Source organism: Burkholderia sp. Bp8984, assembly GCF_003853755.1.
GTDB lineage: Bacteria > Pseudomonadota > Gammaproteobacteria > Burkholderiales > Burkholderiaceae > Burkholderia.
Genome location: NZ_QTQN01000009.1, coordinates 159,457 through 185,453, shown reverse-complemented (window position 1 = coordinate 185,453; position 25,997 = coordinate 159,457). Strand labels below are relative to the sequence as shown.

The 25,997-nt window shown below is 66.7% G+C and carries 26 protein-coding genes; 15 read left to right on the top strand and 11 right to left on the bottom strand.

Annotated features, from left to right (window positions below; genetic code table 11):
* The first annotated feature begins 326 nt into the window (after nt 1-326).
* The 4 genes from rpmH to yidC all read left to right on the top strand — a co-directional run bounded on the left by rpmH (nt 327) and on the right by yidC (nt 2,944).
* Nucleotides 327-461: a 50S ribosomal protein L34 gene (gene rpmH, locus DID98_RS12535; protein ID WP_004198824.1), complete on the top strand. Its 135-nt coding sequence runs from the start codon at nt 327-329 to the stop codon at nt 459-461.
* Between the two features lie 15 nt (nt 462-476).
* The gene (gene rnpA, locus DID98_RS12530) at nt 477-938 is read left to right on the top strand and encodes a ribonuclease P protein component (protein WP_039364627.1); all 462 of its coding nucleotides are present in this window, start codon (nt 477-479) and stop codon (nt 936-938) included.
* Nucleotides 939-1,013: 75 nt separating this feature from the next.
* A complete protein-coding gene (gene yidD / locus DID98_RS12525; protein ID WP_006750110.1) occupies nt 1,014-1,280 on the top strand; it encodes a membrane protein insertion efficiency factor YidD in 267 nt (88 codons plus the stop codon).
* A gap of 8 nt (nt 1,281-1,288) precedes the next feature.
* On the top strand, nt 1,289-2,944 hold the full coding sequence (gene yidC, locus DID98_RS12520) for a membrane protein insertase YidC (protein WP_124570791.1): 1,656 nt from the start codon (nt 1,289-1,291) through the stop codon (nt 2,942-2,944).
* Nucleotides 2,945-3,065: 121 nt separating this feature from the next.
* Here yidC and DID98_RS12515 read toward each other — a convergent pair whose 3' ends face one another.
* Complete coding sequence (locus DID98_RS12515) at nt 3,066-3,503, bottom strand: helix-turn-helix domain-containing protein (protein ID WP_124486743.1); 438 nt, start codon at nt 3,501-3,503, stop codon at nt 3,066-3,068.
* Between the two features lie 337 nt (nt 3,504-3,840).
* On the opposite strand from DID98_RS12515, the gene mnmE reads away from it, so the two are divergent.
* Both mnmE and DID98_RS12505 read left to right on the top strand, forming a co-directional pair.
* On the top strand, nt 3,841-5,235 hold the full coding sequence (gene mnmE / locus DID98_RS12510; protein WP_124570790.1) for a tRNA uridine-5-carboxymethylaminomethyl(34) synthesis GTPase MnmE: 1,395 nt from the start codon (nt 3,841-3,843) through the stop codon (nt 5,233-5,235).
* A gap of 75 nt (nt 5,236-5,310) precedes the next feature.
* A complete protein-coding gene (locus tag DID98_RS12505) occupies nt 5,311-5,733 on the top strand; it encodes a DUF6678 family protein (protein WP_052664841.1) in 423 nt (140 codons plus the stop codon).
* An 84-nt stretch (nt 5,734-5,817) separates the two neighbouring features.
* Here the strand turns inward: DID98_RS12505 and DID98_RS36230 are convergent, their stop codons facing one another.
* The 4 genes from DID98_RS36230 to DID98_RS35790 form a co-directional block, all read right to left on the bottom strand.
* Nucleotides 5,818-5,952, bottom strand: coding sequence for a hypothetical protein (locus tag DID98_RS36230; protein ID WP_257773917.1), 135 nt, complete (start codon nt 5,950-5,952; stop codon nt 5,818-5,820).
* A gap of 149 nt (nt 5,953-6,101) precedes the next feature.
* Nucleotides 6,102-7,460, bottom strand: a complete 1,359-nt coding sequence (locus tag DID98_RS12500) for a sensor domain-containing diguanylate cyclase (RefSeq protein WP_124486735.1) — start codon at nt 7,458-7,460, stop codon at nt 6,102-6,104.
* A 110-nt stretch (nt 7,461-7,570) separates the two neighbouring features.
* Nucleotides 7,571-7,819, bottom strand: coding sequence for a DUF2795 domain-containing protein (locus DID98_RS12495; protein WP_006756942.1), 249 nt, complete (start codon nt 7,817-7,819; stop codon nt 7,571-7,573).
* Between the two features lie 123 nt (nt 7,820-7,942).
* Complete coding sequence (locus DID98_RS35790; protein ID WP_044848668.1) at nt 7,943-8,113, bottom strand: hypothetical protein; 171 nt, start codon at nt 8,111-8,113, stop codon at nt 7,943-7,945.
* 152 nt (nt 8,114-8,265) lie between these two features.
* On the opposite strand from DID98_RS35790, the gene speG reads away from it, so the two are divergent.
* The 3 genes from speG (at nt 8,266) to DID98_RS12475 (ending at nt 10,378) form a co-directional block, all read left to right on the top strand.
* Entirely contained in the window at nt 8,266-8,808 is a 543-nt protein-coding gene (speG, locus tag DID98_RS12490) for a spermidine N1-acetyltransferase (protein WP_124570789.1), read from the top strand.
* Nucleotides 8,809-9,298: 490 nt separating this feature from the next.
* Nucleotides 9,299-9,646: a surface attachment protein Sap1 gene (gene sap1 / locus DID98_RS12480; RefSeq protein ID WP_044848669.1), complete on the top strand. Its 348-nt coding sequence runs from the start codon at nt 9,299-9,301 to the stop codon at nt 9,644-9,646.
* 177 nt (nt 9,647-9,823) lie between these two features.
* Nucleotides 9,824-10,378 carry a YaeQ family protein gene (locus DID98_RS12475; protein WP_124486733.1) on the top strand — a complete coding sequence of 185 codons (555 nt, stop codon included), beginning with the start codon at nt 9,824-9,826 and terminating at the stop codon, nt 10,376-10,378.
* Between the two features lie 15 nt (nt 10,379-10,393).
* Here the strand turns inward: DID98_RS12475 and DID98_RS12470 are convergent, their stop codons facing one another.
* Complete coding sequence (locus DID98_RS12470) at nt 10,394-10,807, bottom strand: VOC family protein (RefSeq protein WP_124570787.1); 414 nt, start codon at nt 10,805-10,807, stop codon at nt 10,394-10,396.
* A gap of 428 nt (nt 10,808-11,235) precedes the next feature.
* Here DID98_RS12470 and ada point away from each other — a divergent pair, with 428 nt between their 5' ends.
* The 3 genes from ada to gshA all read left to right on the top strand — a co-directional run bounded on the left by ada (nt 11,236) and on the right by gshA (nt 15,390).
* Nucleotides 11,236-12,327: a bifunctional DNA-binding transcriptional regulator/O6-methylguanine-DNA methyltransferase Ada gene (ada, locus tag DID98_RS12460; protein ID WP_124570786.1), complete on the top strand. Its 1,092-nt coding sequence runs from the start codon at nt 11,236-11,238 to the stop codon at nt 12,325-12,327.
* Nucleotides 12,324-13,298 (top strand): DNA-3-methyladenine glycosylase, encoded by a 975-nt coding sequence (locus DID98_RS12455; protein WP_124570785.1) that lies wholly within the window; start codon nt 12,324-12,326, stop codon nt 13,296-13,298. The genes ada and DID98_RS12455 overlap by 4 nt, the downstream gene beginning before the upstream one ends.
* A gap of 478 nt (nt 13,299-13,776) precedes the next feature.
* Nucleotides 13,777-15,390, top strand: coding sequence for a glutamate--cysteine ligase (gene gshA / locus DID98_RS12450; RefSeq protein WP_185640845.1), 1,614 nt, complete (start codon nt 13,777-13,779; stop codon nt 15,388-15,390).
* Between the two features lie 83 nt (nt 15,391-15,473).
* Here gshA and DID98_RS12445 read toward each other — a convergent pair whose 3' ends face one another.
* A complete protein-coding gene (locus DID98_RS12445; RefSeq protein WP_124486728.1) occupies nt 15,474-15,785 on the bottom strand; it encodes a DUF4148 domain-containing protein in 312 nt (103 codons plus the stop codon).
* 624 nt (nt 15,786-16,409) lie between these two features.
* Here DID98_RS12445 and DID98_RS12435 point away from each other — a divergent pair.
* Entirely contained in the window at nt 16,410-18,050 is a 1,641-nt protein-coding gene (locus DID98_RS12435; protein WP_124486726.1) for an L-lactate permease, read from the top strand.
* Between the two features lie 214 nt (nt 18,051-18,264).
* Here DID98_RS12435 and DID98_RS12430 read toward each other — a convergent pair whose 3' ends face one another.
* Nucleotides 18,265-19,173, bottom strand: coding sequence for a LysR family transcriptional regulator (locus DID98_RS12430; protein WP_124570783.1), 909 nt, complete (start codon nt 19,171-19,173; stop codon nt 18,265-18,267).
* 229 nt (nt 19,174-19,402) lie between these two features.
* On the opposite strand from DID98_RS12430, the gene DID98_RS12425 reads away from it, so the two are divergent.
* Nucleotides 19,403-21,574: a phosphocholine-specific phospholipase C gene (locus tag DID98_RS12425; RefSeq protein WP_124570782.1), complete on the top strand. Its 2,172-nt coding sequence runs from the start codon at nt 19,403-19,405 to the stop codon at nt 21,572-21,574.
* A 195-nt stretch (nt 21,575-21,769) separates the two neighbouring features.
* Nucleotides 21,770-22,495 (top strand): phosphonate utilization associated transcriptional regulator, encoded by a 726-nt coding sequence (locus DID98_RS12420; protein WP_044847361.1) that lies wholly within the window; start codon nt 21,770-21,772, stop codon nt 22,493-22,495.
* A 131-nt stretch (nt 22,496-22,626) separates the two neighbouring features.
* On the opposite strand, the gene DID98_RS12415 is transcribed toward DID98_RS12420, so the two are convergent.
* The 3 genes from DID98_RS12415 to DID98_RS12405 form a co-directional block, all read right to left on the bottom strand.
* Nucleotides 22,627-22,959, bottom strand: a complete 333-nt coding sequence (locus DID98_RS12415) for a hypothetical protein (RefSeq protein WP_124570781.1) — start codon at nt 22,957-22,959, stop codon at nt 22,627-22,629.
* Nucleotides 22,960-23,336: 377 nt separating this feature from the next.
* Entirely contained in the window at nt 23,337-24,725 is a 1,389-nt protein-coding gene (locus DID98_RS12410) for an FAD-dependent oxidoreductase (protein WP_124570780.1), read from the bottom strand.
* A 133-nt stretch (nt 24,726-24,858) separates the two neighbouring features.
* On the bottom strand, nt 24,859-25,989 hold the full coding sequence (locus tag DID98_RS12405; protein ID WP_124486721.1) for a 2-aminoethylphosphonate--pyruvate transaminase: 1,131 nt from the start codon (nt 25,987-25,989) through the stop codon (nt 24,859-24,861).
* Between the last annotated feature and the right edge of the window lie 8 nt (nt 25,990-25,997).

The following is a 25,997-nucleotide window of genomic DNA, read 5'->3' as shown; positions in this document are numbered from 1 at the left end:
CGGACGCCTGCGTCACAGTGTTGGAGGGGCAGGCGCGGGCCGAGGCGGCGTGCGGGATTCTTGGAGATAAGGCGAGATTCTACCGCCAAACGCGGCCACAGCGCGAGTTATCCACAGGCCGGGATTGTGGGTCGCGGGGCCGGATCGGCGCGGGCCGGCACAGGTGAGCGACTCCTAAAGTATTGACCGTCAAGAGAAAAACGGTTTAAATAGCAGGTTCCGCGAAAACCAATCCTGTATTCCCGGCGATTGCGTTCGCCCGAATGCCTCCGGTTAAGGGCACGCGGTCCCCTGAATTTCGACATTCTCGAACAAGTGAGAACATCATGAAACGTACTTACCAACCGTCCGTGACGCGCCGCAAGCGCACCCATGGCTTCCGTGTCCGCATGAAGACGGCAGGTGGCCGCAAGGTCATCAACGCTCGCCGCGCGAAGGGCCGCAAGCGCCTCGCCATCTAAGGCAGGTTGCGCGCTGTGTCCGCCGTCCGCAGTCCTGCGGAAGGTGCCGTCGAGCCGGGTGCGAATCCGTCGCAGACGAAAGCCGCCTTCCCGAAAGCTGCGCGACTTCTGAAAACGGATGAATTTTCATCCGTTTTTCGTTTGCGCCCCTGGCGGCGTTCCGCGCACTTCGTGATCTACGGCAAGCCGACCGGTCAGCCCGCGCGTCTGGGGCTCGTCGTCGGCAAGAAGTATGCGCCGCGTGCAGTAACGCGGAACCTCGTGAAGCGGCTGGCGCGCGATCAGTTTCGCCTGCGCCGGGCCGAATTCGCCGGTTACGACCTGCTGCTGCGGCAGCACACGCGCTTCGACAAGAAAGCGCTGCCGAGCGCGGCTTCCGCCCCGCTCGCGGCGATGTGCGCGGCCGAGATCCGCGAACTGCTCGACAGGGCAGTCCGGGAAATCGCCCGCCGGGCGTCGAAGCCCGCGTCCGAGTGACGCATCCGTGTCCGGTGCGGCGTTCGCGCCTGCCCGGCCGGTTTTGACGCGGCGTCGTACGGCGCCGCCCAAGGTATGGAAACGGTATTGATCGCCTTGCTGCGCTTCTACAAGGTTGCCGTGAGCCCGATGCTCGGCAACCGTTGCCGTTTTTATCCTTCCTGTTCGGATTACGCGCGCGAGGCAATCCAGTATCATGGCGCCGCGCGCGGCACGTATCTCGCCGTCAGGCGCGTGTGCCGATGCCATCCGTTTTCCGCGGGCGGCATCGACCTCGTCCCGCCGCCCAACTCCGACACTCGCGCTCGCGGCGAAGCCGACGCGCGGTCCCATCGACTCTGAGACAACGCATGGATATCAAACGCACCGTCCTATGGGTGATCTTCTTCATGTCAGCTGTCATGCTGTACGACAACTGGCAGCGCGACCATGGACGCCCGTCGATGTTCTTCCCGAGCGCCACGCAAACGGCCCCCGCGGCTGCGGGCGGTGCATCGGGCACGGGCGCGACGACGACCGCAGGTGACGCACTCGCGGCAGCAGCAGGCACCGCACCGTCGACGACGGCACCGGCCGCGCAGGCGCAGCTCGTGAAGTTCTCGACCGACGTGTATGACGGCGAAATCGACACGCGCGGCGGCACGCTCGCGAAGCTGACGCTGAAGAAGCAGGGCGACGGCAAGCAGCCCGACCTGTACATCACGCTGTTCGACCATACGGCCGGCCACACGTATCTCGCGCGCTCGGGCCTGCTCGGCGGCGACTTTCCGAACCACAACGACGTCTACACGCAGGTCAACGCGGGCCCGACGTCGCTGACGGGTGACCAGAACACGCTGAAGCTGTCGTTCGAATCGCCGGTGAAGGGCGGCGTGAAGGTCGTGAAGACCTACACGTTCACGCGCGGCAGCTACGTGATCGGCGTCGACACGAAGATCGACAACGTCGGCACGGCACCGGTCACGCCGACGGTCTACATGGAACTGGTGCGCGACAACACGGCCGTCGAAACGCCGATGTTCTCGCATACGTTCCTCGGGCCGGCGGTCTATACGGACGCGAAGCACTTCCAGAAGATCGACTTCAGCGACCTCGACAAGAACAAGGCGAACTTCGAGAAGTCCTCCGACAACGGCTGGGTCGCGATGGTGCAGCACTACTTCGCGTCGGCCTGGATTCCGCAGCAGGGCGCGAAGCGCGACATCTACGCTGAAAAGATCGATCCGGCGCTGTACCGCGTCGGCGTGAAGCAGCCGGTCGCCGCGATCGCGCCGGGCCAGTCGGCCGACGTGCAGGCGCGCCTGTTCGCCGGTCCGGAAGAAGAGCGCATGCTCGAGGGCGTCGCGCCGGGCCTGGAACTCGTGAAGGACTACGGCTGGGTGACGATCATCGCGAAGCCGCTGTTCTGGCTGCTCGAGAAGATCCACGGCTTCGTCGGCAACTGGGGCTGGGCGATCGTGCTGCTGACGGTGCTGATCAAGGCCGTGTTCTTCCCGCTGTCGGCTGCCAGCTACAAGTCGATGGCGCGCATGAAGGAAATCACGCCGCGCATGCAGGCGCTGCGCGAACGCTTCAAGAGCGATCCGCAGAAGATGAACGCCGCGCTGATGGAGCTGTACAAGACCGAGAAGGTCAATCCGTTCGGCGGCTGCCTGCCGGTCGTGATCCAGATCCCGGTGTTCATCTCGCTGTACTGGGTGCTGCTCGCGTCGGTCGAAATGCGCGGCGCGCCGTGGATTCTGTGGATTCACGACCTGTCGCAGCGCGACCCGTTCTTCATCCTGCCGGTGCTGATGGCCGTCTCGATGTTCGTGCAGACGAGCCTGAACCCGACGCCGCCGGACCCGGTCCAGGCGAAGATGATGAAGTTCATGCCGATCGCGTTCTCGGTGATGTTCTTCTTCTTCCCGGCCGGCCTGGTGCTGTACTACGTCGTGAACAACGTGCTGTCGATCGCGCAGCAGTACTACATCACGCGCAAGCTCGGCGGCGGCAAGAAGGCCTGACGCCCTTGGCACACGCGGGCGGCCAGCCGCCCGCGATGCACGTAAAAAAGCCGCATGGTTCCATCCATGCGGCTTTTTTGTTTCTGGCGGGTGGCGGCGCGGGGACGTTGACCGCTGCCGTTCAGGCTTTCTTCGCTTCGATTTTCGTGTCGCCGCCGTAGAACTGCTCGATCAGTTCCTGAACGAGGTAACGCTGATGCGGCGGCAGCGCCTCGATCTTCGACGCGAGTTCGATCGTCTCGGGTGTTGGCGGATAACGCTCGTCGCGCGGCAGCGGTTGCGGCGTCGTGTGTTCGGTCACGCTCGGCGACGGGCCGTAATGCAGCCAATGCAGTTCGACGCGCAACCAGTCGGCGAGCGTTTCGAGTTTGTCCGGCGTCGGAATCGTGCGGCCCGTCAGCCATTTGTGCGCGGTTTGCGGCGAAACCGGCTGCGCACCGCGGTGACGCAGATTGAACCGGTTCGCGAGTTCCGTCGCGCCTGTGACCTTGTCCGGGCTGCGCCGCAAGGCGAATTTCAGGCGTTCCGAGAACGCTGCTTTTTCTTCGGGTGTCGGCATGGGGGTGATTGTGCAATTCCACCGACACGTCTCAGACAACCATATGGGCTAAACATAGCCTATACGGACGAATCCCAACCTGCCGTGGACCGTGCGGCGGAATTGGGGCCGCAGTGTCGGACCGTTCGGAAAGGCATACTCGTCCGAAATGGACAGGACGTGATTGTCCGGCATTGATACTCGACTTATCCCCGTCGGGATAAATTCGGGTAAGTTCGACGCCGATCAGGCGTCCGGTGGCGTGCGGGCCGGCAGGCTACAATGCCGGCGTCCCGATGCCCGAACTGTTGTGCGGGCGCACCATTGACGTTCTGTTCACCCGATTCATCCGATTCCCATGCTCGCTACCGATTCCGATCCGATCGTCGCCATTGCCACTGCTGCCGGCCGGGGGGGCATCGGCGTCGTCCGCGTGTCGTTCGGGCGCGGCGGCGAGGCGGCCGCGCTGCCGCTGATCGACGCGTTGTGCGGGCAGCGGCTCGCGCCGCGCCATGCGAGCTATGTGCCGTTCCTCGACGAGCACGGCGCGCCGCTCGACCGCGGAATCGCGCTGTATTTCCCCGCGCCGCATTCGTACACCGGCGAGCACGTGCTCGAGTTGCAGGGGCACGGCGGGCCGATCGTGATGCAGCTGCTGTTGCAGCGTTGCCTCGATGCGGGGCGCGGCTTCGGGTTGCGGCTCGCGGAACCGGGCGAGTTCACGCGGCGCGCGTTTCTGAACGACAAGCTCGACCTCGCGCAGGCCGAGGCGGTGGCCGACCTGATCGAGGCGAGTACCGAAGCGGCGGCGCGCTCGGCCGGGCGCTCGCTCGACGGCGCGTTCTCGCGGCAGATCCACGCGCTCGTCGAGGATGTGATCACGCTGCGGATGCTGGTCGAGGCGACGCTCGATTTCCCGGAAGAGGAAATCGACTTCCTGGAAGCGGCCGATGCGCGCGGCAAGCTCGCGAGGATCCGCGAGCAACTGGCGCACGTGCTCGGTGACGCGCGGCAGGGCGCGCTGCTGCGCGAAGGGTTGTCGGTCGTGCTCGCGGGGCAGCCGAACGTCGGCAAGTCGTCGCTGCTGAACGCGCTCGCCGGCGCGGAGCTGGCGATCGTCACGCCGATCGCGGGCACGACGCGCGACAAGGTCGCGCAGACGATCCAGGTCGAAGGGATTCCGCTGCACATCATCGATACGGCCGGGCTGCGCGAGACGGAGGACGAAGTCGAGCGGATCGGGATTGCGCGCACGTGGAGCGAGATCGAGCGCGCCGACGTGGTGCTGCATCTGCTCGATTCGCGCACGGGGATGACGGCGGACGACGAGACGATCGCGGCGCGGTTCCCGGATGGCGTGCCGGTGGTGCGGGTGTTGAACAAGACGGACCTCACCGGCGTGCCGGCGTGCGTCGAGCATCCGGCGGCCGAAGGCGACCTGACCGAGGTGCATCTGTCGGCCAAGCGCGGCGACGGCATCGACATGTTGCGCGCGGAACTGCTGCGGATCGCGGGGTGGCAGGCGGGGGCGGAAGGCGTTTATCTGGCGCGCGAGCGGCACTTGATTGCGCTGCGGGCTGCGCAGGAGCATCTGGCGCAGGCGGCGGATCACGCCGAGCAGCGCGCGCAATCGCTCGATCTGTTTGCGGAGGAGTTGCGGCTCGCGCAGGAGCAACTCAATGCGATTACCGGGGAGTTCACTTCGGATGATCTGCTGGGCGTGATTTTCAGCAGGTTTTGTATTGGCAAGTAAGCGGGCATTTCAACGGAACACCGGCGCTTCGAATTCCCGCTGTTTTCCCTTTTCCACATCGACCCACGTTCCGAGATGAGTGCCTTTCCAATGGCGGACGCCGTGCCGCGCGGCGTGGACAAGGAAAAAGTTGCAGCCCTCGCGCGTCGGAAATTTGCCGGCTCGCTGGCCAACGACACCAAGTGGAACGAGCTGATTACCTTCGTGCGCGATCTGAGCGGGTGGCGGCCTTCGTACCGGTCAAAGTGGGTCAATGGTCATGTGACGGATTGGGACGTCGAGTGGTTCTACCATCTGCCATTCCCGTTCGTGGGCGTCGAATGGTTCGACATCGGGTTGAATGCCCAGGCGTCCGCCAGGCATCAAGCGGCGGACCAATCCGCGCGAGTGTTGGGAAAGCTTGCAGAGATCGGCTTCGAGTTCGAGGCCAGATGCGAGGTGGTGAGAATCTGGGGATATGGGCCGAAGTCGTACGAAGACTTTCCGACGGCTCGTTGAGGAAGGACGCAGCTGCCGTCCTCAGCGGTCCGGATCAATCGACTGATCCGGACTACGTCGTCGCGACAGCCGGGGTGGAATGCATCAGTCCCAATGCCGATGATGATGGTGGTAATACCCGCCATCACCGTAATACCCATACCCGCCGCCATCCGGCACCACGATGCAGCCGCTCAACAGCACGGCGACACCGGCAATCAGCAAAAGGGTTTTCTTCATCACGCTCACCTGCTCGGATTCGACATGAACCCAGCATAGCGAGCGCCTTCAACACCGGCTGTAAGCGATCGTTTCCCGGCGCGGCAATCCGTAACGGCGGATTATTCCGGTCACAATGACCGTAACAAATCCCCAATCCGCAGACGTTTTCACGCCGCCACGACGCGGTTTCGCCCCGCATCCTTCGCACGATACAGCGCGGCATCGGCGGCTTCGATCAACGCATCGGGCGTCGACAGGTCGTCGGCCGACACGGTCGCGCAGCCGACGCTGACGCTCACGCGCCCGGCCGGCGACCCGGGCATCGCGAGATCGATCCGCAGCACCGCTTCGCGCGCTTCCTCGGCAACGACCCGTGCACCGCGCGCACCGGTGTTCGGCAGCACGATGGCAAACTCCTCGCCGCCGTAGCGCGCGACGATATCGGCCGGCCGCCGCACCGCGCCGGCCAGCGCATTCGCGACCGCGATCAGGCACGCATCGCCCTTCACGTGACCGAACGCGTCGTTGTACGCCTTGAAGTGATCGACGTCGACCATCAGCAGCGACAGCGGCTCGCCTTGCCGCCGCGCCTGCAGGAACAACGTGTGGAAGTGATCGTTGAAGTGGCTGCGATTGAACGCGCCGGTCAGCCCGTCGCGCGCGGACGAACGAACCAGCGTCGCGTGCGCCTCGAACAGCTGCTGATACAGCTTCGTTACTTCCCAGGCGAGCACGCACACCAGCACGCCCGGCGTGAACATGCTGAACACGCGTGCGAGATACCAGCCGACCGTGAAGCGGCTCGTGGTCAGCAGGTTCAGCGTCGTATCGGTGAGGCAGGCGAGCACCGCGATCGCGAGCCACAGGTCGAGCGTCGTGCGCAGTCGGCCGGAAGCCAGCACGGCGACGAGCGCGAGCGCATTGAGCAGCCACACGACCAGCGCGATCCCGTCGACGGGCAGCGCGGCTGCATCGCCCGGCGGATGGAACGCGGGCGGCAGGGCGACGTTCAGCGCGAGCACGCACAGCAGCGCGGCCGCGACGGCCGGGCCGCCGACCAGCGCGAAGGTCCACAGGCGCGTCTGCGCCGCGCCGACCGGCGCATGCGTGAGCCGCTCGCGCGCGAGCAGCGCGGCCATCACGAAGCACGGAAAGCCGGCATGCCAGAAGACCCACATCCACGCGGCGCTTTGCGGACGCGCGCCGAGCAGGCCTTGCGGCGCGAACACGCCGGGGAAGGTGAGCAGCTGCAGCGCGACGGCGAGTGCGGTGAACGCATAGGCGCCGCCGAGCGCACCGAGCACGGGCTGGCGCGTGACGGTGAACTGCGCGCCGAGGAAGAAGGCGGCGATGCTCGCGGTGGTGAACACGGTCAGCGCGCACATCGGCATGAACGGCTCGACGGCCGGCAGCGTGACGTTTGCGTGCGGCACGGCGATCGCCAGCGCGAGCACGATGACGAGTGCCGTGAGCGCGCCGAACCAAAGCTGACGACGCGTCGTATGCTGGATCAGGATGCCTTCCATGGATTCCCCCGGGCACTCGTGCGGTCACGCCCGGTCTTGGCGCCGGGCAGCATGCATCCGGCCGCAGCGCAACCGGTGCGGCCCGATCCTATCGCGTTATTGGCGTGCGCTCAAATACCGAGGCCGGGGCCGAAGTTGCCGGCGACCCAGCGCGTGACGGCATCGACGTCCGCGTAGTCCTGTTCGGGCAGGCCGTCGAGCATCGACAGCACTTCGTTACTGGCGCCGGCGTCGCGTGCGGCGTCGACGATCGCATCCTTGTTGGCCGGGTAACGGACGGCCGCCAGCACGTCGGCAATCTGCAGGTCGATCGCTTCGCCGGGGATATCGTGCGGAGGGAGAGCGGGTTTGTCGTTCACGGCGGCGGCTCGCTGGTTGGACGGGATTCGGTTCGACGCGGTTCGTGGCGGAAAGCGGTTGCACCGTTTGCACCGTGTGCAGCGCCCCGCCCGCGCGGGTGCGCTGCGGGGATGGCGATCGGCTCAGTGTCCGCGCCGCACCCGGCGCCACGGATGTTTCCAGTCGATATGCGGTGCATTTTCGTCGCGCGGATGCTGGCGCCGATGTTCCTGCCACAGTTCGTCGGAGAACAGCGCAGCCACGATCATGAGTGGCAGCACGAGGAAGATGCCGAGTATGACTTGCTCGATCACGATAGCCTCCTTGCGGTGGCAGGAACCCTTGTGTCCATTCTAGGCTCTGACCTTCGCCCGCGGTCAACTTCTTACAGCGCGGAACGCGCCCCGTTCGCGGCGCCGCCGCACGGGTGTTTCATGCGCGCGCGGGCATCAAAAAGGACACGAACATGCAACTCCAGAACGACAAGCACACGCTTGCACTGCGGCCGCTGGAGCGCCAGGACCTGCGCTTCGTTCACGAGCTGAACAACGACGCGAAGATCATGCGCTACTGGTTCGAGGAGCCGTACGAAACCTTCTCCGAGCTGTCGCAACTGTATGACCGTCACGTGCACGACCAGCGCGAGCGCCGCTTCGTCGCGGTCGATGCGCAGGACGAACTGGTCGGCCTCGTCGAACTGATCGAGCTCGACTACATTCACCGTCGCGGCGAATTCCAGATCATCATCGCGCCCCAATGCCAGGGGCGCGGCTATGCGGGGCAGGCGACGCGCCTCGCGATCGAATATGCGTTCAAGGTGCTGAACATGCGCAAGCTGTACCTGATCGTCGACACGTCGAATGCGGCGGCCATCCACGTGTACGAGAAATGCGGATTCCAGCACGAGGCGGAATTGAAGGAAGAATTTTTCGGAAACGGCGCGTATCACAACGCTTATCGCATGTGCATTTTCCAGCGCGATTATTTCGAGCGTCCGCAAGCGGTCTGAATAAGATCGGGTAAAAACACTGGCGAACGCCCGCTGCGGCTCCGCTGCAGCGGGCGCCAAGCCTGCCCGGAAAAATACGGGTAAATACGAGTGCGCTTATACCTGGCATTTTTCTTGTATCAGGTAAATCCGGTGCCGCACTGCGGTAAATTCAGATCATTTCGGATGACTTTATGTGCAACGCATCAAAATGGTCCCGTTATTGAAATGAATTATCCAAACCGTTCAGCCGATGGACTGCAGTTTCTCCGAAAGGCTTGCCGGATGAGGCTTTGCTTCCGGCGGCGCGGGCGAATCCGCCGGACGGCAGACGCCGCCGCAAGTAAAAAACCGGGCGCGCGCAGGGTGCGACAATTCGCCGCTATTGCGATCGCACAACAAATGTGCTTGATATCGCTTGCCGGTCCTCTAAAGTGAAAAACGCGGGTTCACGATCACCTTTAAACACATAGCTAACCGAGCCTGGTGCCCGCAAGCCTGGAGACAGAACATGATGAAGCGTACCGGTGTCCTTTTTGCCCTCGTCGGCGCATTTTCCGTGGTGTCGATCGCCCAGGCGGGCGGCGATGCGGCTGTCCAGCCGAAGCAGGAAATCCAGCTGACGAAGAATGCGTGGGGCTGTCTGTCGAAAGACAATCTGGACTCCGTACTGAGTCACGAACGTGACGGCAAGTCGCAGGCGAAGCAGCAGTACTTCGACGACTACCGTTGCCTGTCGGTGCCGGAAGGCCAGCGCTTCCGCGTGGTGTCGGTCGATCAGGGCGACGTCCAGTTCGTCAGCGCCGACAACAGCGACCAGCAGGGCCTCTGGACCGATTCGCGCTTCGTCAAGCAGTAACCCGCACGCGCACCTCTCGCCCCCGCGCGCCTGCCGCAACCGCCGGCGGCGCGATCCGAACGCGGCCCGGCCAATGCCGGGCCGTCGTGCTGTGGCGCGCCCGTCACGCGCCGGGCGGCGCGCATTCGGTATCATCACGGCCCGACCGAACCGAATGCCCGCCCGGGCCGTATCCGCATGGCGCTGAAATCCACGATCTACAAAGCCGAGCTGCAAATCGCCGACATGGATCGGCACTACTACGCCGATCACGCGCTGACGGTCGCCCGTCACCCGTCCGAAACCGACGACCGGATGATGGTGCGCATCGTCGCGTTCGCGCTGTTCGCGCACGAGCGTCTCGAATTCTGCAAGGGGCTGTCGGACGTCGACGAGCCCGATCTGTGGCAGAAGGACCTGACGGGGGCGATCGACGTATGGATCGAGGCCGGCCAGCCCGACGAACGGCGCATCTCGAAGGCGGCCGGCCGCGCCGGCCAGGTCACGGTGATCGCGTACGGCGGCAAGACCTCGGATATCTGGTGGCAGGGCGTGCGCAGCAAGGTGGAGCGGCTGCGCAACGTGCAGGTGCTGTCGCTGGCCGACGGCGTCGCGGCCGCGCTCGGGCGTCTCGCCGAGCGCACGATGCGCCTGCAGTGCACGGTGCAGGACGGCGCCGCCTGGATCTCGAGCGCCGACCACGATCCGGTCGCGGTCGAATGGACGGTGCTGAAGCCGTTCGCCGACGCTTGACCGCCGGCGCGCCGCTCAGCCGAACGCGGCGGGCGGCCCCTTGAATTCCAGCATGTTCCCTTCGGGATCGAACAGATAGATCGACGGCCCGTAGCCGCCGGCGCCGTAGCGATCGGCGGGGGCGCCGGGGCGCGCGCCATGCGCGGCGAAATGCTCGATCAGCGCGTCGGCGTCGAACGGCTCGACGCGCAGGCACAGATGGTCGAGGTTGCGGCCGGTGCCGGGCGGGCCGCTGTCGGGACGATCGATCGGGCCGCCGACCGTCAGCAGGTCGATCAGCGCGTCGCCGGCGCGCAACTGCACGAGGCCCAGGTCGGGCTGTTCCTTCTCCACGTGGCAGCCGACGGCATCGCAGTAAAAGCGCGTCATCGCAGCCATGTCGGTCACGCGCAGCACGACGTGATCGATCGCGCGGATGGTCGGTTTCATGAGCGGGGCACTCCTTCGGATGGCGTGCACCGAGTGTAGACCGCGCCGGCGCCGGATGCCGCAATGCTGCACGATCGACGGACGAAAAAAAGCCCGTTCACGCAGAGCGGAACGGGCTTAATCCATATCAGGAGGAGACATGGAGGAGACAGTTCCAACTATACACACGGCGATGGTGCGTTGCAATATTCCGAGTGTAAAAAATGGTCAGGACGGCGATTGGTCGCAGCCGCACTGCAGCAAAATGGTGACGCGACGATGACGAAAGCGGTGCCGGAGCAGCGCTTTGCGCGGTGTTTCGTCCGATTGATCGATTGCGATGTGCCCCCGGTTTCGCCGGTGCGAATCACAGAGCAAGATTCAGGGCGCGACGGCCCATGCCGATGTCTAGAGTAGGCACCATCTACACTAGAGAGTGCGAGGTTCAGATGAAAACCGCCTATCCGACCGACGATGCCCGCTGGGGCGCCGTGACCGCCCGCGACCCGCATGCGGACGGCGCGTTCTTCTACGCCGTGCGCACGACCGGTGTGTTCTGCCGCCCGAGCTGCGCGTCGCGGCTGCCGCGGCGCGAGCATGTGGCCTTCTTTGCCAGTCCGGGCGACGCGCGCGCGGCCGGTTTTCGTCCGTGCAAGCGCTGCCAGCCGGAAGGGCTGCCGCGCGAGCTCGAGATCGTCAATCGTGCCTGCGCTGTGCTCGACGCGCATGCGGAGCGGCTCACGCTGCAGCAACTGAGCGACGCCGTGCACGTAAGCCCGTTCCACCTGCAGCGGCTGTTCAAGCGCGTGGTCGGTGTATCGCCGCGGCAGTACCAGGCCGCGCAGCGCGGCGCCGCCTTGCGCGAGGCGCTGCAAAGCGGGCAGCCGGTTACGCAGGCGGCCGTCGACGCGGGTTTCAACTCGCCGTCGCGGCTCTACGCATCGGTGCCGCGCGAACTGGGCATGGCGCCGTCCGCGTTCCGTCGCCAGGGCGCCGGCCTGCGGATCGACTACGCGACCGCGTCGACGCTGCTCGGCACGGTGCTCGTCGCCGCGACCGAACAGGGCATCTGCCGGATCGCGTTCGGCGACGAGCCGGCGTCGCTCGTCGGCGAACTGACGGATGCGTTCGCGCGTGCGGAGCTGGTCGAATCGCCTTCGCGGCTCGCACCGTTCGTCGCGCAGATCCGCGCCTACCTCGACGGCACGCGGCACGCGTTCGACCTGCCGCTCGACATCGCGCCGACCGCGTTCCAGCAGCGCGTCTGGGAAGCGCTGACGCACATCCCGTACGGCGAAACGCGCAGCTACTCGGAGATCGCCGAGGCACTGGGCGCGCCGCGTGCGGTGCGGGCCGTCGCATCGGCCTGCGCGTCGAACCCGGTCGCGCTCGCGATCCCGTGCCACCGTGTCGTGCAGAAGCGCGGCGCGCTCGCCGGATATCGCTGGGGCGTGCGCCGCAAGGCGACGCTGCTCGCGTCCGAGGCGCGCCATGCGCACGACGATGAAACCGAAGCCGTTGCGGAGGGCAACGCAGTTTGAGCATCGAAAAAACCACGATTACGTCGATCGCGGATGGCGGCCAGGTGCCGCCGTCCGCGCAGATGGAACTGCGCTTCAAGGCGCCGTACGACTGGGCGCGCGTGCTGCGCTTCTTCAGCGGACGGGCGATTCCGGGCGTCGAACAGGTCGTCGACGGCGCGTATCGCCGCATCGTCGACCTGCACGGCGACGCGGGCCGGCTCACCGTCACGAAGCATCCGCGCCGGCATTGCCTGATCGCGACGGTCGACGGGGCGGCCGCGCGGCATGTCGACGATGCATTCGCGCGCCGCGTCGCGTCGATGTTCGACCTCGGCGCCGATCCGGCCGCGATCGGGAGCGGGCTTGCACGCGATCCGTGGTTCGCGCCACTCGTCGATGCAGCCCCGGGGCTGCGCGTGCCGGGCGCCTGGTCGGGATTCGAGCTCGCGGTGCGCGCGATCGTCGGCCAGCAGGTGAGTGTGAAGGCGGCGACGACGATCGTCGGCCGGCTCGTCCAGCGGGCCGGCGAGCGCGTCGCGCACGACGACGGCATGGCGGCGCCGGACGGCGTGCCCGCCTGGCGTTTCCCGACGCCGGACGCGCTCGCCGCCTGCGATCTGGAGAAGATCGGAATGCCCGGCAAGCGGGCCGCGGCGCTGACGGGCGTGGCGCGCGCGGTGGCGGCCGGTCACGTGCCGCTCGATCCCGCCCAGGCCGATCTCGCGACGCTGCGGAGCGCCTGGCTCGACCTGCCCGGTATCGGCCCGTGGACCGTCGAATACATCGCGATGCGTGCGTGGCGCGACCCGGACGCATGGCCGGCGTCCGATCTCGTGTTGATGCAGTCGATCACCGCGCGCGATCCGTCGCTCGACCGGCTCACGAGCCAGAAGCGCCGCACCGAAGGCTGGCGGCCGTGGCGCGCGTATGCGGCGCTGCATCTGTGGAACGACGTGGCCGACCGGGCCGGCGGCGCGCGCGGCGGATGACGGTCGCCGCGGCCGGCCGGCGGGTGCGCGGGGCATGGCCGCGCTGCGACCCGTAAACGGCGACGGGCCGGCAGCGATCGGTCGGTGGTGCTCACGGTTGCGACGCTTGACGGCGATCACCCCGTTCCGGCGGCCGTCATCCCCCGGCGTGCGGGCGGCTCGAGCGTGACGGCGACGCATCGCGGGTTCGGCTGCGCGGGTTGCACCTGGCGGCGCCGTGGCGTGCACGGCTCATGTTACTTCCGACGAATTTCGCGTGATCGTCGCGTCCGGCGGTGCCGACGGACGGTCCGCCGCGCGCGCCGCGATCGTCGTCATCGGCCCGCCCGGCGGCCCGCCGCGGCGGGCGCGCACCACCCGGAGTCACCTCAAGCGCGCGTGACGGCGAGATGTTAAAGTGCCCGCTACCAACGAAGCGACCAATAATCCAGCCGGCCGCGCGGCATCCTGCGCGCGGCCGTCACGCACTTGCGTCTCCATGTCGAACACCATGACTCACCGCCAGTCCGAACTGCTGCTGAATCGTCTCGAAGCGCTGAGCTCGGGCCCGACGCGGCAGCATCTGCCCGACGGCCTGCGCGGCATCGAAAAGGAAAGCCTGCGCGTGACGCGCGACGGGATGATCGCGTTCACGCCGCATCCGCGCGCGCTCGGTTCGGCACTCACGCACCCGTCATTGACGACCGACTATTCCGAAGCGCTGATCGAACTGATCACGCCGGCGGAAGCCGACGCGTCGATCACGCTCGAACGCCTCGACGATCTGCACCGCTACGTGTATGCGTCGCTCGGCGACGAGATGCTGTGGAATAACTCGATGCCGGGCCAACTGCCGGCCGACGACGAAATCCCGATCGCCGACTACGGCACGTCGAACATCGGTCGCCTGAAGACGGTGTATCGCCGCGGCCTCGCGTATCGCTACGGCCGCACGATGCAGTGCATCGCCGGCATCCACTACAACTACTCGCTGCACGAGGAAGTGTGGCGGCGCCTGCATGCGGAAGAGGGCTCGACGGCCACGCTGGTCGACTACCAGTCGGAGCGCTATCTCGCGCAGATCCGCAACTTCCGCCGCCGCAGCTGGCTGTTGATGTACCTGTTCGGCGCGTCGCCCGCGCTCGACACGAAGTTCCTGCGCGGCAAGCCGCACAAGCTCGACACGTTCGACGCCGATACGCTGTACCGGCCATATGCGACGAGCCTGCGGATGAGCGACCTCGGCTACTCGAACACGACCGCGCAGGCCGCGCTGCAAGTCGATTACAACACGCTGCCCGCCTATCTCGACGCGCTGTCGAAGGCCGTGAGCGAGCCGTATCCGCCGTACGAGGCGATCGGCACGCATCGCGACGGCGAGTGGATCCAGATCAACACGAACGTGCTGCAGATCGAGAACGAGTTCTACTCGACGATCCGGCCGAAGCGCGTCACGTATTCGGGCGAGCGGCCGCTGCATGCGCTCGCGTCGCGCGGCGTGCAGTACATCGAAGTGCGCTGCCTCGACATCGATCCGTTCGAGCCGACCGGCATCGCGCTGGAGACCGCGCGCTTCATCGACGCATTCCTGCTCGCGTGCGCGCTCGACGAGAGCCCCGCGCTCGACTGTGACGCGTACAAGGAAGCGAACGCGAACTTCGGCAGCGTGACGATGGACGGGCGCAAGCCGGGGCTGACGCTGACGCGCGACGGCCAGCCGGTCACGCTGCAGGCGTGGGCGGACGACCTGATGGCCGATATCGAAACCATCGGGCGCCGTCTCGACGAGATCCGCGGTGGCGACGAGCATGCGCGTGCGATTGCCGCGCAGCGCGAGAAGCTCGCCGATCCGGAGCGCACGCCGTCGGCGCGCGTGCTGCGCACGATGCGCGAGAACGGGCAGTCGTTCCTCGCGTTCGCGTGCGCACACAGCGAAGCGCATGCCGCGCATTTCCGCGCGAACCCGCCGTCGGCGGAGACGATGCGCGCCGAGCAGGCGCTCGCCGCGAAGTCGCTGGCCGAGCAGGCTGAGCTGGAAACGAAGGAGGCCGGATCGTTCGACGCGTTCGTCGCGGCCTATCGTGCGTATACGCTGAACCGCTTCAGCGTTTGATGGCCGCTGCCCGCTGCCCGCTGCGCATTGCGCGGCGGGCAGGCCGGTTGCGCAGTCACGCGCCCGGCCCGGTTTCGTCCACTTCAGTGATGCGCGTACGTGTCGCGATCGACCACGTGCGGCAGTGCCGGTTTTCCTGATTCCACATTCGCATGGCCGTTGCTGCCGTAGCCGGCCGCGTCGCCGCGCGCCTGCGCGGCGCGCTGCATGACCGCCTGCATGTTTTGCGGAAAGTCCGGGCTGCTGGCGAGACTCGGCCGGTAGCCGGCGGCCTGCAGTTCCGCGAGTTCCTGGCGAACTTGCGCGCGCGTCAGCGTCGACGCTGCCTGGGCCTGGGCGGCGACAGCCGAGCCGATCAGCAGGAATGCGCACGCCGCAAGTTTCATGGTCTTCATCGTGTTTGCTCCGTGAGGTATCCGGCGCCGCGCCCTTCGTCGGCGCGGGCGGAATCGATGCAGCCAGTCTAGGCTTCGGACGCCAAACGAAACACCCCGCGTGCCGTCAGTCACCTTTGTCGCCTGAGCAACATTGCGCCGGCGGCATGCTGGCGTGCGTGTCAGTGCGGCGCCAGCCGCCGTTCAGCATGCGGCGGATTCCATGTGTCGACGCCTCGCGCATCGGGCTTGCCCTCCTTGTGCAAGCGCGATGCGCCTCCTAACCTTTTTTAAGCGACCGATCGGTCGGCGCTGCGGCATGGTTGCATGCGCAAGCGTCGGGCGATCTTCGCCGTCGTGGAACGCACGTTTGATACGAGGCCGGGGCATGCGCAGGCGCCAGGACGCCAAGTCCCGCCGCCAACCGGTCGAGCGCGAAACGCGGGACAGGAGTAAGCGCTGAAGGGCTAACTGCTGTCGACCGCGAAGCATGGGACAGGAGCAAGCGCTGAAGGGCTAACGCCTCGACCGCGAAGCATGGGACGGAGTAAGCGCTAGAGCGCTAACGCCTGTCGACCGCTAAGCATGGGACAGGAGTAAGCACAAAAGCGCTAACTCCTGTCGACACGGAGACACGGAAACACGATGAATCCCACCGCAACCCTGCCGCCCGGCATCCTGTTCGCGCAGCCGTTGACGCCCGTCGCCAACTCGCTGTTCCTGTCGTTCCTCGTTGCCGTGATCCCGATCGCGGTCGCGCTGATCGCGCTCGGCGTGCTGCGCCGGCCGGCATGGCAGGCGTCGCTCGCCGGCCTCGTCACCGGCCTCGCGGTCGCGATCGGCGCGTGGGGCATGCCGGCCGGCCTCGCGTTCAACGCGGTCGGCGCCGGCATGGCGCTCGCGGTCGTGCCGGTGATGTGGATCGTGTTCAACGCCTTGCTGCTGTACAACATCGCGGTGAAGTCGGGCCGCTTCGACCAGTTCCGGCAGTGGATGCTCGACCACCTGCCCGACGACCGCCGCCTCGTGCTGCTCGTCGTCGCGTTCTCTTTCGGCTGCCTGCTCGAAGGGATCTCCGGGTTCGGCACGCCGGTCGCGATCACCAGCGCACTCTTGATCGCGCTCGGCTTCCCCGCGCTCGAAGCGCTCACCTACACGCTGCTGTTCAACACGGCGCCAGTCGCGTTCGGCGCGCTCGGCGTGCCGATCACCGTGCTCGGCGCGGTCACGTCGCTGCCGCCCGCGACGCTCGGCGCGATGGTCGGCCGGCAACTGCCGTTCTTCGCGCTGCTGCTGCCGTTCTACGTGGTCGGCGCGTACGGCGGCCTGCGCTCGATCTCGAAACTGTGGCCCGCGCTGCTCGTGTCGGGCGCGAGCTTCGCGATCGCGCAGTTCGTCACGTCGAATTTCCTCGGCTACCAACTCACCGACGTGCTGTCGTCGCTCACGTCGCTGATCGTCACGATCGGCTTCCTGCAGGTGTGGAAGCCGCAGCCCGATCCGCAATACGCGCTCGCGCGCAGCGTGCCCGCCACGGCCGGCGCCGCGCGCGCGGGCTTCGGAGGCTGGCTGCCGTGGATCGTCGTGTCGGTGGTCGTGATCGTCTGGGTGCACGCGAACATCGCGGCGATCGGCGACGTGAAGATCAAGTGGCCGGGCCTGCACAACGCGGTCTTCGTGTCGCTGTACCACAAGCCGTATGCGGCGATCTGGGACTTCCAGCCGCTCGGCACCGGCACCGCGATCCTCCTGTCGGCGATCATCACGGCCGTGCTGACGCGCACCGGCGCCGGCGCGTTCCTCGAATGCGTGGTCAAGACGTGGCGGCAGACGTGGATCGCGATCATCACGGTGATGATGATCGTCGGGCTTGCGTACCTGCTGAACTACTCGGGAATCAGCTACACGCTCGGCACCGGTGTCGCGTCGACCGGTGCGCTGTTCCCGCTCGTGTCGGCGTCGCTCGGCTGGATCGCGGTGTTCCTGTCCGGCAGCGACACGTCCGGCAACGCGCTGTTCGGCAACCTGCAGGTGGTCGCCGCGCGGCAGCTCGGCCTCGATCCGGTACTGATGGCCGCGACCAACTCGTCGGGTGGCGTGATGGGCAAGATGATCTCGCCGCAGAACATCGCGACGGGCGTCTCGACGACCGACCTGAAGGGGCAGGAAGGCATCGTGTTCGCGCGCACCTTCTGGCACAGCGTGATCCTCACACTGCTGCTCGGCGTGCTCGTGTTCCTGCAGCAGCACGTGCTGACGTGGATGATCCCCGCGCTGCCGAAGTGACGCGCGGCGGGAAGCGGCAAGGAAGGCACGAGGAACACAACGACGGAAGGCGCGGGAACAACGCAGGAACAACGCAGGAACAACGCAGGAACAACGCAGGAACAACGCGGGAACAACGCGGGAACAACGCGGGAAACGCGCCCCGAAAAGCGCCGGGAAGCGCGAAGGGAAAAACGCGAAGGGAAAGACGCGAAGCCGACGAACGCGCGGCGGCTCAGCGCGCGTTCACCGGCCGCGTCGCGTGCGTTGCGTCGCGCGTCGCGGTCTGCGCCGGTACGATGCACGCGAGGAACGCATCGATCGCCGGGCTTTGGCGGCGCGCCTTCAGGTAGTACACGTATTCGTCGATCGTCGTGTCGACGCCGCGCAGCGCGACGACGCGCAGGTCCGGGTGACGCTCGGCCTCGCCGCGCGGAAACAGGCTTCCACCCACGCCATGCAGGATCGCCTCGCGGATCGCTTCGCGGCTGCCGATCTCGGCGACCGACGTGGCCGCGACCCCGGCGGCCGCGAGGATCGTCTCCGTGCAGCGACGCGTGACCGACCCTTCCTCGCGAATCAGGAGCCGCACGTCGGCGAGCTGCGCGGCGTCGATCGCGTCGAAGCGTGCGAGCGGATGGTCGCGATGCACGACGAGCACGAGCGGATCGGTCGAGATCACCTTGCGTTCGAGGCCGTCCGCGTCATTGTGCTGCGACGACACCGCGAGGTCGATGCGGAATTCGTGCAGCGCCTGCAGGATTTCCTCGGAATTGCCGATCCGGCACGTGAGCGCGATCGACGGATGCGCGTGCGAGAAGCGGCCGACCGCGTCCATGATGTAGTACGGCCCGGTCGCGCCGATCCGCAGATGGCCTTCGAACAGGCCACCGACGTTGCGCAGCATGATGTCGGCCTGCGCCTCGAGCGCGATCATCTTCTCGACGAGCGGCAGCAGCTCGATGCCGGTCTCCGTGACCTCGAGCTTGCGGCCGCTGCGATAGAACAGCTCGACGCCGTACAACTGCTCGACCTGCCGGATCTGCGCGGCGATCGTCGGCTGGCTCACGCCCAGGTGGCGCGCGGCGCGCGTGATGCTGCCCTGCCGGACGGTCGCGTGGAACGCCTTCAGCTGATCGAACACGACTCGGCTTCTCCCCCCTCTTCATCGCGCGTCAGCGTAGCGCATGCGTGTGTCGGCCACGTGAAAGGTGCGTCGTGCGCCGCTTCGAAAAAAAGCTGGGGGTGACCGCAAGAAACCTGCTGGAACCGGTCACGGCCGGGACATGCCGGTGCGGAGTAATAGCGGCAACGCACCGACCGCCGGCCCCGCTCGACCGGCGCCACCCTTACCGACCCACAGGATCCTCCTCATGTCCGCCACCAATCGACGCGATTTCCTGCGCCTCGCCGCCCAGTCGGCCGGCGCGATGGCCGCCTACGCCGGCTTCCCGCCGGCGATCCGCAAGGCGCTCGCGATGCCGGCCGCCTATCGCACCGGCACGATCCGCGACGTCGAACACGTCGTGATCTTCATGCAGGAAAACCGCTCGTTCGATCATTACTTCGGCGGGCTGCGCGGCGTGCGCGGGTTCAACGACCCGCGCCCGCACCTGCTGCCGAGCGGCGCGCCGGTGTGGCAGCAGCCGCCGGCGTCGGTGTTCACGAAGAACTACCACTCGCGCGGGCTCGACCCGTCCGCGCCGTACGTGCTGCCGTTCTACCTCGACCCGAAGCAGACGACCGAATTCCAGCCGGGCACCAACCACGGCTGGAGCAGCGGCCACCTGTCCTGGAACAACGGCCAGTGGGACCAGTGGGTGAACCAGAAGCAGGACGTGCTGACGATGGGCTACCTGAAGCGCCAGGACCTCACGTACCACTACGCGCTCGCCGACGCGTTCACGATCTGCGATTCGTACTTCTGCTCCGCGCACGCCGACACGGCGCCGAACCGCATCTACCTGTGGACCGGCACGATCGATTCGCGCAACGTGTACGGCACGCAGCCGAACGGCCCCGGCATCGGCGAGCGCAACAACACGAACGGCTACACGTGGACGACCTACGCGGAACGCCTCGAGAACGCGAAGATCAGCTGGAAGCTGTACCAGGGCGGCACGGGCATCCCGGGCGACCCGACGGACAACTACACCGACAACTCGCTGATGTTCTTCAAGCGCTTCCAGGTGAAGGAAGGCGCGAGCGGCCCGCTGGTCGACAAGGGCGCGTCGGACCACACGCTCGCCGAGCTGAAGGCCGACGTGCAGGCGAACCGGCTGCCGCAGGTGTCGTGGATCGTGTCGCCGTACAAGTACAGCGAACACCCGCAGGCGTCGCCGACCGACGGCGCGTTCTACATCAACATGGTGCTCGAGGCGCTGACGTCGAACCCCGAGGTGTGGGCGAAGACGGTGTTCATCCTCAATTACGACGAAAACGACGGGCTGTTCGACCACGTCGTGCCGCCGGTGCCGCCGGTCACGAGCGGCGTGGGCGGCCAGGGCATCGTGTCGTCGAACCTGCTGTCGAACCTCGGCGACGAACTGCTCGACCTGAACAAGTACCCGGGCGAGATGAGCCCGCTCGTGCCGGGTGCGGACCCGGGGGGCATCCAGCCGATCGGCCTCGGGCCGCGCGTGCCGCTGATCATCATCTCGCCCTGGACGAAGGGCGGCTGGGTCTGCTCGGAGACGTTCGACCACACGTCGGTGCTGCGTTTCCTCGAAGCGCGCTTCGGCGTGCAGGAGCCGAACATCAGCGCGTGGCGCCGCTCGGTCTGCGGCGACCTCACGTCGGCATTCGATTTCTCCGCGCGACCCGATACGCGCACGGTGAGCTTCACGGTGCCGCAGCACATCCAGACGGCCGGCCAGGCGTACCAGGTGCCCGCGCAGCAGTCGATGCCGGCGCAGGAGCCCGGCACGCGTCCGGCGCGGGCGCTGCCGTACGAGCTGTTCGTGCATGCCCGCGTGAACGGCCGCGACGACAGCGTGTCGCTCGATTTCGCGAATTCGGGTGACGCGGGCGCCGCATTCTACGTGTACGACCGCCGCAATCCGGCGACGCCGCCGCGTCGTTACGCGGTGTCGTCGCACGACCGCTTCGCCGATACCTGGAGCACGTCGGCCGCGCGCGGCGACTACCATCTCGCCGCGTATGGCCCGAACGGCTATCTGTGCGAATTCCAGGGCAACACGCGGCTGGCCGCGGACGGCCGCCACGCGAATCCGGAAGCGAAGGTCGGCTACGACGTGCGCAACCGCCACGTGTACCTGCAGCTGCGCAACAGCGGCGGCGCGGCGTGCCGCGTGGTCGTCGACAACGCGTACAGCCATGCGCATGCACGCAGCTACACGCTGGAGCCGGGCGAGCGCATCGAGGATCACTTCGAGCTGTCGTCGAGCCACGGCTGGTACGATCTGACGATCACCGCGACCACGCTGCGCGGTGGCGACGACAAGGTCGTGCGCCGCTTCGCGGGCCACGTCGAGACGGGGCGGCCGAGCCAGAGCGACCCGGGGCCGGTGAAGCAGCCGGCCTGACGGCAGGCCCGCATCGAGCGGTTCGGCGTGCTCACGCCGGCCGCACGATGCCGCGTGCCGGTTGCATTCCGGCACGCGGAACCGGTTTTTGGAAACTGAAAACTGTTGACAATGTATCGGGCCGAGGGTATATAACGATCATTCGCCGACATGGCGCCCTCGTTTTTCTTCCGCAGCGTCGCTGCCTGCCCGACCATGACTGCCCCGAACGCGCTCAACGCCATCGAACTCCTGCAAAGCCAGTCGCTCGCGATGATTGTCCAGGACATGCTCGAGCGCGCGATCGTGTCCGGCGAATATGCGCCGGGCGAGAAGCTCAACGAAGTCGATATCGCGACCAAGCTGAACGTGTCGCGCGGCCCCGTGCGCGAAGCATTCCGCGCGCTCGAGCAGGCCGGGCTGCTGCGCAACGAGAAGAACCGCGGCGTGACGGTGCGCGTCGTGCCGCTGCGCGAGGCCGAAGAGATCTACGAAGTGCGCGCGATGCTCGACGAGTCGGTCGCGCGCGCGCTCGCGAAACGCATTTCGCCCGACACGCTGAAGGTGCTGAAGGGCATCATCCAGTCGATGAAGGATGCCGCGAAGACGCATGACGTCACGCGCTATACCGAGCTGAACGTGCAGTTCCACGACGCGATGGTGGTCGGCGTCGGCAATACGCATCTCACCGACACCTATCGCCGGCTCGTGCGCCAGCTCGGGCTGCTGCGCCAGGCCGCAATCGAGGCCGAGGAGGATGCGATCGCGGTGTCGGCGGCCGAGCACGACAAGATCGTGCAGGCGCTCGCGAGCGGCGACGAGGAGAAGGCGGTCGCACTGGTGCGCGAGCATGTCGCGCACGGCCTCGCGCGGATGCGCCGCACGCACGAGCAGGGGTTGCCTGCGGCGGGGAAGGCGGCGCGGGAGAAAGCCGGCGCGTGAGCGGGTTGCGGCGCGGGTTTCACCGCGCGTCGATGGCGACAGGGCGCTGAACCGATCGGTCAGCGCCTTTTGTTTTTTGCATCGCTGGCGCGGCTACTTGTGGTGCGTGATGTTCCGCGGGCCTGACCGGTTCAGTTCCCGCCGAAGGTGACGAGATCCGAGCCGATGGTGGTGATCGTCGGCGCGTTGATCATTTGCCGCTCCGGTTTATCGAAGAGATCGTCCAGGACCCAGCCGGTGCCAGTCTCGCAGCTCACCTGTGTGTAGGCGTAAATTTTTGCGGCGCGATCCGCCAATGGCACGCAGGATTCGCCTTTCCTGATCGTAAAGACGGGCTGGGTTCGATCGTCATTCGGCTCGGCGAAGGCAGGCATGTCTTGAAGCGCCATCCATTTTTCATCTATGTGTTTGGAGCATGCGCTGATCATCACGATGAGTGCGGGCAATAGAAGAAACTGTGTCATTTCTTCGGATGTCGTCGGACGAGTTGATGAGGGAGTCGATGGTATCGCGTTGCATCCCGATTTGTTGGCAATGCAGATAATTCAAGACGCTATCCCGGTACGACTCTATCGACCGCCGATAGCGGCATGTTGGAATCGTGGACCCGAAGATATGGATCGTGTGCGGCAGGACGCGTCCTATATTCATGCGGCTATTTGCATGCAGCGCCGCCGGTTCGAGAGAAGACGCCACGCTGGTGATTTGACTTGTTCTATCGAAGGACTTCGCGTGTTCGCGATCTGGTGAGGCGATACACGCGTTTCGATAAAAATCGGCGATGCCGCAACGTTCACGAGCGCTGTGCGTTACTTGCCCCTTTATTGCATGGCGCCCGCCATCACGCCTTGTCCGCCTTCCCCGCCGCGCTCGCGAACTTCGCGAGCCACGTATCGACCATCGCCGGCCTCCGGCTCTCATCCTCCGCACGCTCCTTGCGACGAATCGCATTGCGCACCACGTGCGCGCCCACATAGCGGATCGGCTCCGGCGGGAAATGGCCGAGCGGGCCGCGCACGATCGGGCTGCGCGTCCACGCGTTGTCGAGCCCGAGCACCAGCGACGACAGGATCTGCCCGCCCATGTAGGTCGGCCCGACGCCGTTGCCTGAATAGCCGAAGCCGTAGAACACGTTCGGCGCGCCATCGAGGCGACCGAAGAACGGGAAGCCCGTCACCGAGCGATCCGACGGGCCGTTCCAGCTCGCGGTGACCGGCACGCCCGCGAGCGACGGGAAGAATTCGCGCAGGCTCTGCGTGAGCTGCGCCTCGTACGGCGAGCGCCGGTCGAACACCGGCGCGATGCGGCTGCGCCACGAGAACGTGTTGCCGCCCTTGCCGAGCATCAGCCGGCCGTCGGCGGTCGTGCGGTAGTAGTACACGAAGATCCGCGAATCGAGCACCGACACGCCGTCGACGAGCCCGGTCCGTTCCAGCAGTTCCGGGCATTTCTCGGTGATGACCATGTCGCTCGACACGACCGCGATCGTGCGCTCGAACTGCGGGAAGCGGCTCGCCATCCACGCGTTGATCGCGAACACCAGCTTGCCGGCGCGCACGCTGCCGGACGGCGTCCGAACGACGGCCGGCTGCCCCGGCGTGAAGTCGACGAGCGGCGTGCGCTCGTAGATCCGGATCCCCATCTCGAGCGCGACGCGGCGCAGCCCGCGCACGAGCTTGCCCGGATGCACGGTCGCGGCGATCGGCGAGTACACGCCGTCGAGATTGCGGGCCGAGCCCGAACGGCGCGCGACTTCAGCTGCCGGCAGCGGCTCGTAGCTGTGGATACCGCACGCGGCGAGCGCGTCGAGCACCGGCGCGAGCGTGCCGACCTGCGCGCGCGACGTCGCGGTGTACAGCGTGCCGTCGAGCCGCAGTTCGGCATCGATGCGATGCGTGCGGCAGAAGTCGGCGATGTGCTGGACGGCCGCCTCCGACGCCTTCACGAGCCGGATCGCCTCCGCTTCGCCGAACAGGCGCCGCAGCGTTAGGAATTTGGCTGACCACGTGAGCAGGCATCCGCCGTTGCGCCCGCTCGCGCCGGCGCCGCACAGGTCGGCCTCGAGTATCGCGATGTCGAGCGCCGGGTTCTGCTGCTTCGCCTGGATCGCGGTCCAGAGCCCCGTGAAGCCGCCGCCGACGATGCAGACGTCGGCCTCTATCGTGCCCTGCAGCGCCGGGGCGAGATCGCCGTCGTTGAACAGTGCTTGTTCGATCCAGAAGGGTCGCATCGGATGTCGTGCCGGTAAGGGTCGAGAGAATTGCCGTGCCGCACACGGCGGTAAAACGCAAAACGAAAGCGAACCCGCCGCACCGCAACGCACGGCGACCGGCCGCGCGCCGCGGTGTGGCGGATGCAGCGCGTCAGGCCGCCGCTTCGGCCGACACGCGCCGCACGCCCATCGCCTTCAGCGTGTCGGCGATCGCGGCGACCGCGCCCGGAATGCCGGCCTCGCCGAAGTGGCCGATGCAGCCGACGCGGAACGTGTCGACCTCGGTCAGCTTGCCCGGATACAGAATGTAGCCGCGCTTTTTGACCTCCTGATAAAACCGCTTGAAGTCGTAGTTCGGATCGTCCGGCGCATGGAACGTGACGATGATCGGCGCCTGGATCGCGGAATCGAGGAACGGCCGGAACCCGAGCGCGCGCATTCCGTCGATCAGCGCGCGCGTGTTGCGCTGGTAGCGGCCACCTCGTGCGGCGAGCCCGCCTTCGTCGACGTATTGCGCGACGGCCGCATCGAGCGCCGCAACCACGTGCGTGGGCGGCGTGAAGCGCCATTGCGTCGTGCGCTGCATGTAGACCCACTGGTCGTACAGGTCCATCGCGAGCGAATGGCTGTTGCCTTCGCAGCGTTCGAGCGCGGTGCGCTTCGCGATCACGAAGCCGAGCCCCGGCACGCCTTCGAGACACTTGCCGGACGCGGCGATCACCGCGTCGAACGGCGTCGTGCGCGCATCGATGTCGATCGCGCCGAACGAGCTCATCGCGTCGACGATCAGTCCGCGGCCGTGTTTCGCGACGACCTGCGCGACTTCGTGCAGCGGGTTCAGCACGCCGGCGCCGGTTTCGCAGTGCACGAGCGCGACGTGCGTGATGGTCGGATCGCCGGCGAGCGCACGCTCGACGTCGGCCGGATCGACGCGGCGGTCCTCGCTGTAGTCGATCGTCGTGAGCTTGCGGCCGAGCACGCGGCAGATCTTCGCGAGGCGCTGGCAGTACGCGCCGTTGTTCGGCACCAGCACGTGGCCGTCGCGCGGCACGAGCGTGCCGATCGCCGCCTCGACCGAGAACGTGCCGCTACCCTGCAGCGGCACGCATTCGTGCGTGCCTTCGCCGTGCACGATCTGCAGCAGCCGTTCGCGCAGCCGCGCGGTGATCGCGTTGAAGTCGCTGTCCCACGAACCCCAGTCGCGCAGCATCGCGTCGCGCGTGCGCTCCGAGGTCGTCAGGGGGCCGGGGGTGAGCAGGATGGGCTGGGTGGCGAGCGTCATGGTGTCTC

Coding starts and splice junctions, on each gene's coding strand:
- rpmH (WP_004198824.1), top strand. CDS start 327: ATGAAACGTACTTACCAACCGTCCGTGACGCGCCGCAAGCGCACCCAT.
- yidD (WP_006750110.1), top strand. CDS start 1,014: ATGGAAACGGTATTGATCGCCTTGCTGCGCTTCTACAAGGTTGCCGTG.
- yidC (WP_124570791.1), top strand. CDS start 1,289: ATGGATATCAAACGCACCGTCCTATGGGTGATCTTCTTCATGTCAGCT.
- DID98_RS12515 (WP_124486743.1), bottom strand. CDS start 3,503: ATGCCGACACCCGAAGAAAAAGCAGCGTTCTCGGAACGCCTGAAATTC.
- mnmE (WP_124570790.1), top strand. CDS start 3,841: ATGCTCGCTACCGATTCCGATCCGATCGTCGCCATTGCCACTGCTGCC.
- DID98_RS12505 (WP_052664841.1), top strand. CDS start 5,311: ATGAGTGCCTTTCCAATGGCGGACGCCGTGCCGCGCGGCGTGGACAAG.
- DID98_RS36230 (WP_257773917.1), bottom strand. CDS start 5,952: ATGAAGAAAACCCTTTTGCTGATTGCCGGTGTCGCCGTGCTGTTGAGC.
- DID98_RS12500 (WP_124486735.1), bottom strand. CDS start 7,460: ATGGAAGGCATCCTGATCCAGCATACGACGCGTCGTCAGCTTTGGTTC.
- speG (WP_124570789.1), top strand. CDS start 8,266: ATGCAACTCCAGAACGACAAGCACACGCTTGCACTGCGGCCGCTGGAG.
- sap1 (WP_044848669.1), top strand. CDS start 9,299: ATGATGAAGCGTACCGGTGTCCTTTTTGCCCTCGTCGGCGCATTTTCC.
- DID98_RS12475 (WP_124486733.1), top strand. CDS start 9,824: ATGGCGCTGAAATCCACGATCTACAAAGCCGAGCTGCAAATCGCCGAC.
- DID98_RS12470 (WP_124570787.1), bottom strand. CDS start 10,807: ATGAAACCGACCATCCGCGCGATCGATCACGTCGTGCTGCGCGTGACC.
- ada (WP_124570786.1), top strand. CDS start 11,236: ATGAAAACCGCCTATCCGACCGACGATGCCCGCTGGGGCGCCGTGACC.
- gshA (WP_185640845.1), top strand. CDS start 13,777: ATGTCGAACACCATGACTCACCGCCAGTCCGAACTGCTGCTGAATCGT.
- DID98_RS12445 (WP_124486728.1), bottom strand. CDS start 15,785: ATGAAGACCATGAAACTTGCGGCGTGCGCATTCCTGCTGATCGGCTCG.
- DID98_RS12435 (WP_124486726.1), top strand. CDS start 16,410: ATGAATCCCACCGCAACCCTGCCGCCCGGCATCCTGTTCGCGCAGCCG.
- DID98_RS12425 (WP_124570782.1), top strand. CDS start 19,403: ATGTCCGCCACCAATCGACGCGATTTCCTGCGCCTCGCCGCCCAGTCG.
- DID98_RS12420 (WP_044847361.1), top strand. CDS start 21,770: ATGACTGCCCCGAACGCGCTCAACGCCATCGAACTCCTGCAAAGCCAG.
- DID98_RS12415 (WP_124570781.1), bottom strand. CDS start 22,959: ATGACACAGTTTCTTCTATTGCCCGCACTCATCGTGATGATCAGCGCA.
- DID98_RS12410 (WP_124570780.1), bottom strand. CDS start 24,725: ATGCGACCCTTCTGGATCGAACAAGCACTGTTCAACGACGGCGATCTC.
- DID98_RS12405 (WP_124486721.1), bottom strand. CDS start 25,989: ATGACGCTCGCCACCCAGCCCATCCTGCTCACCCCCGGCCCCCTGACG.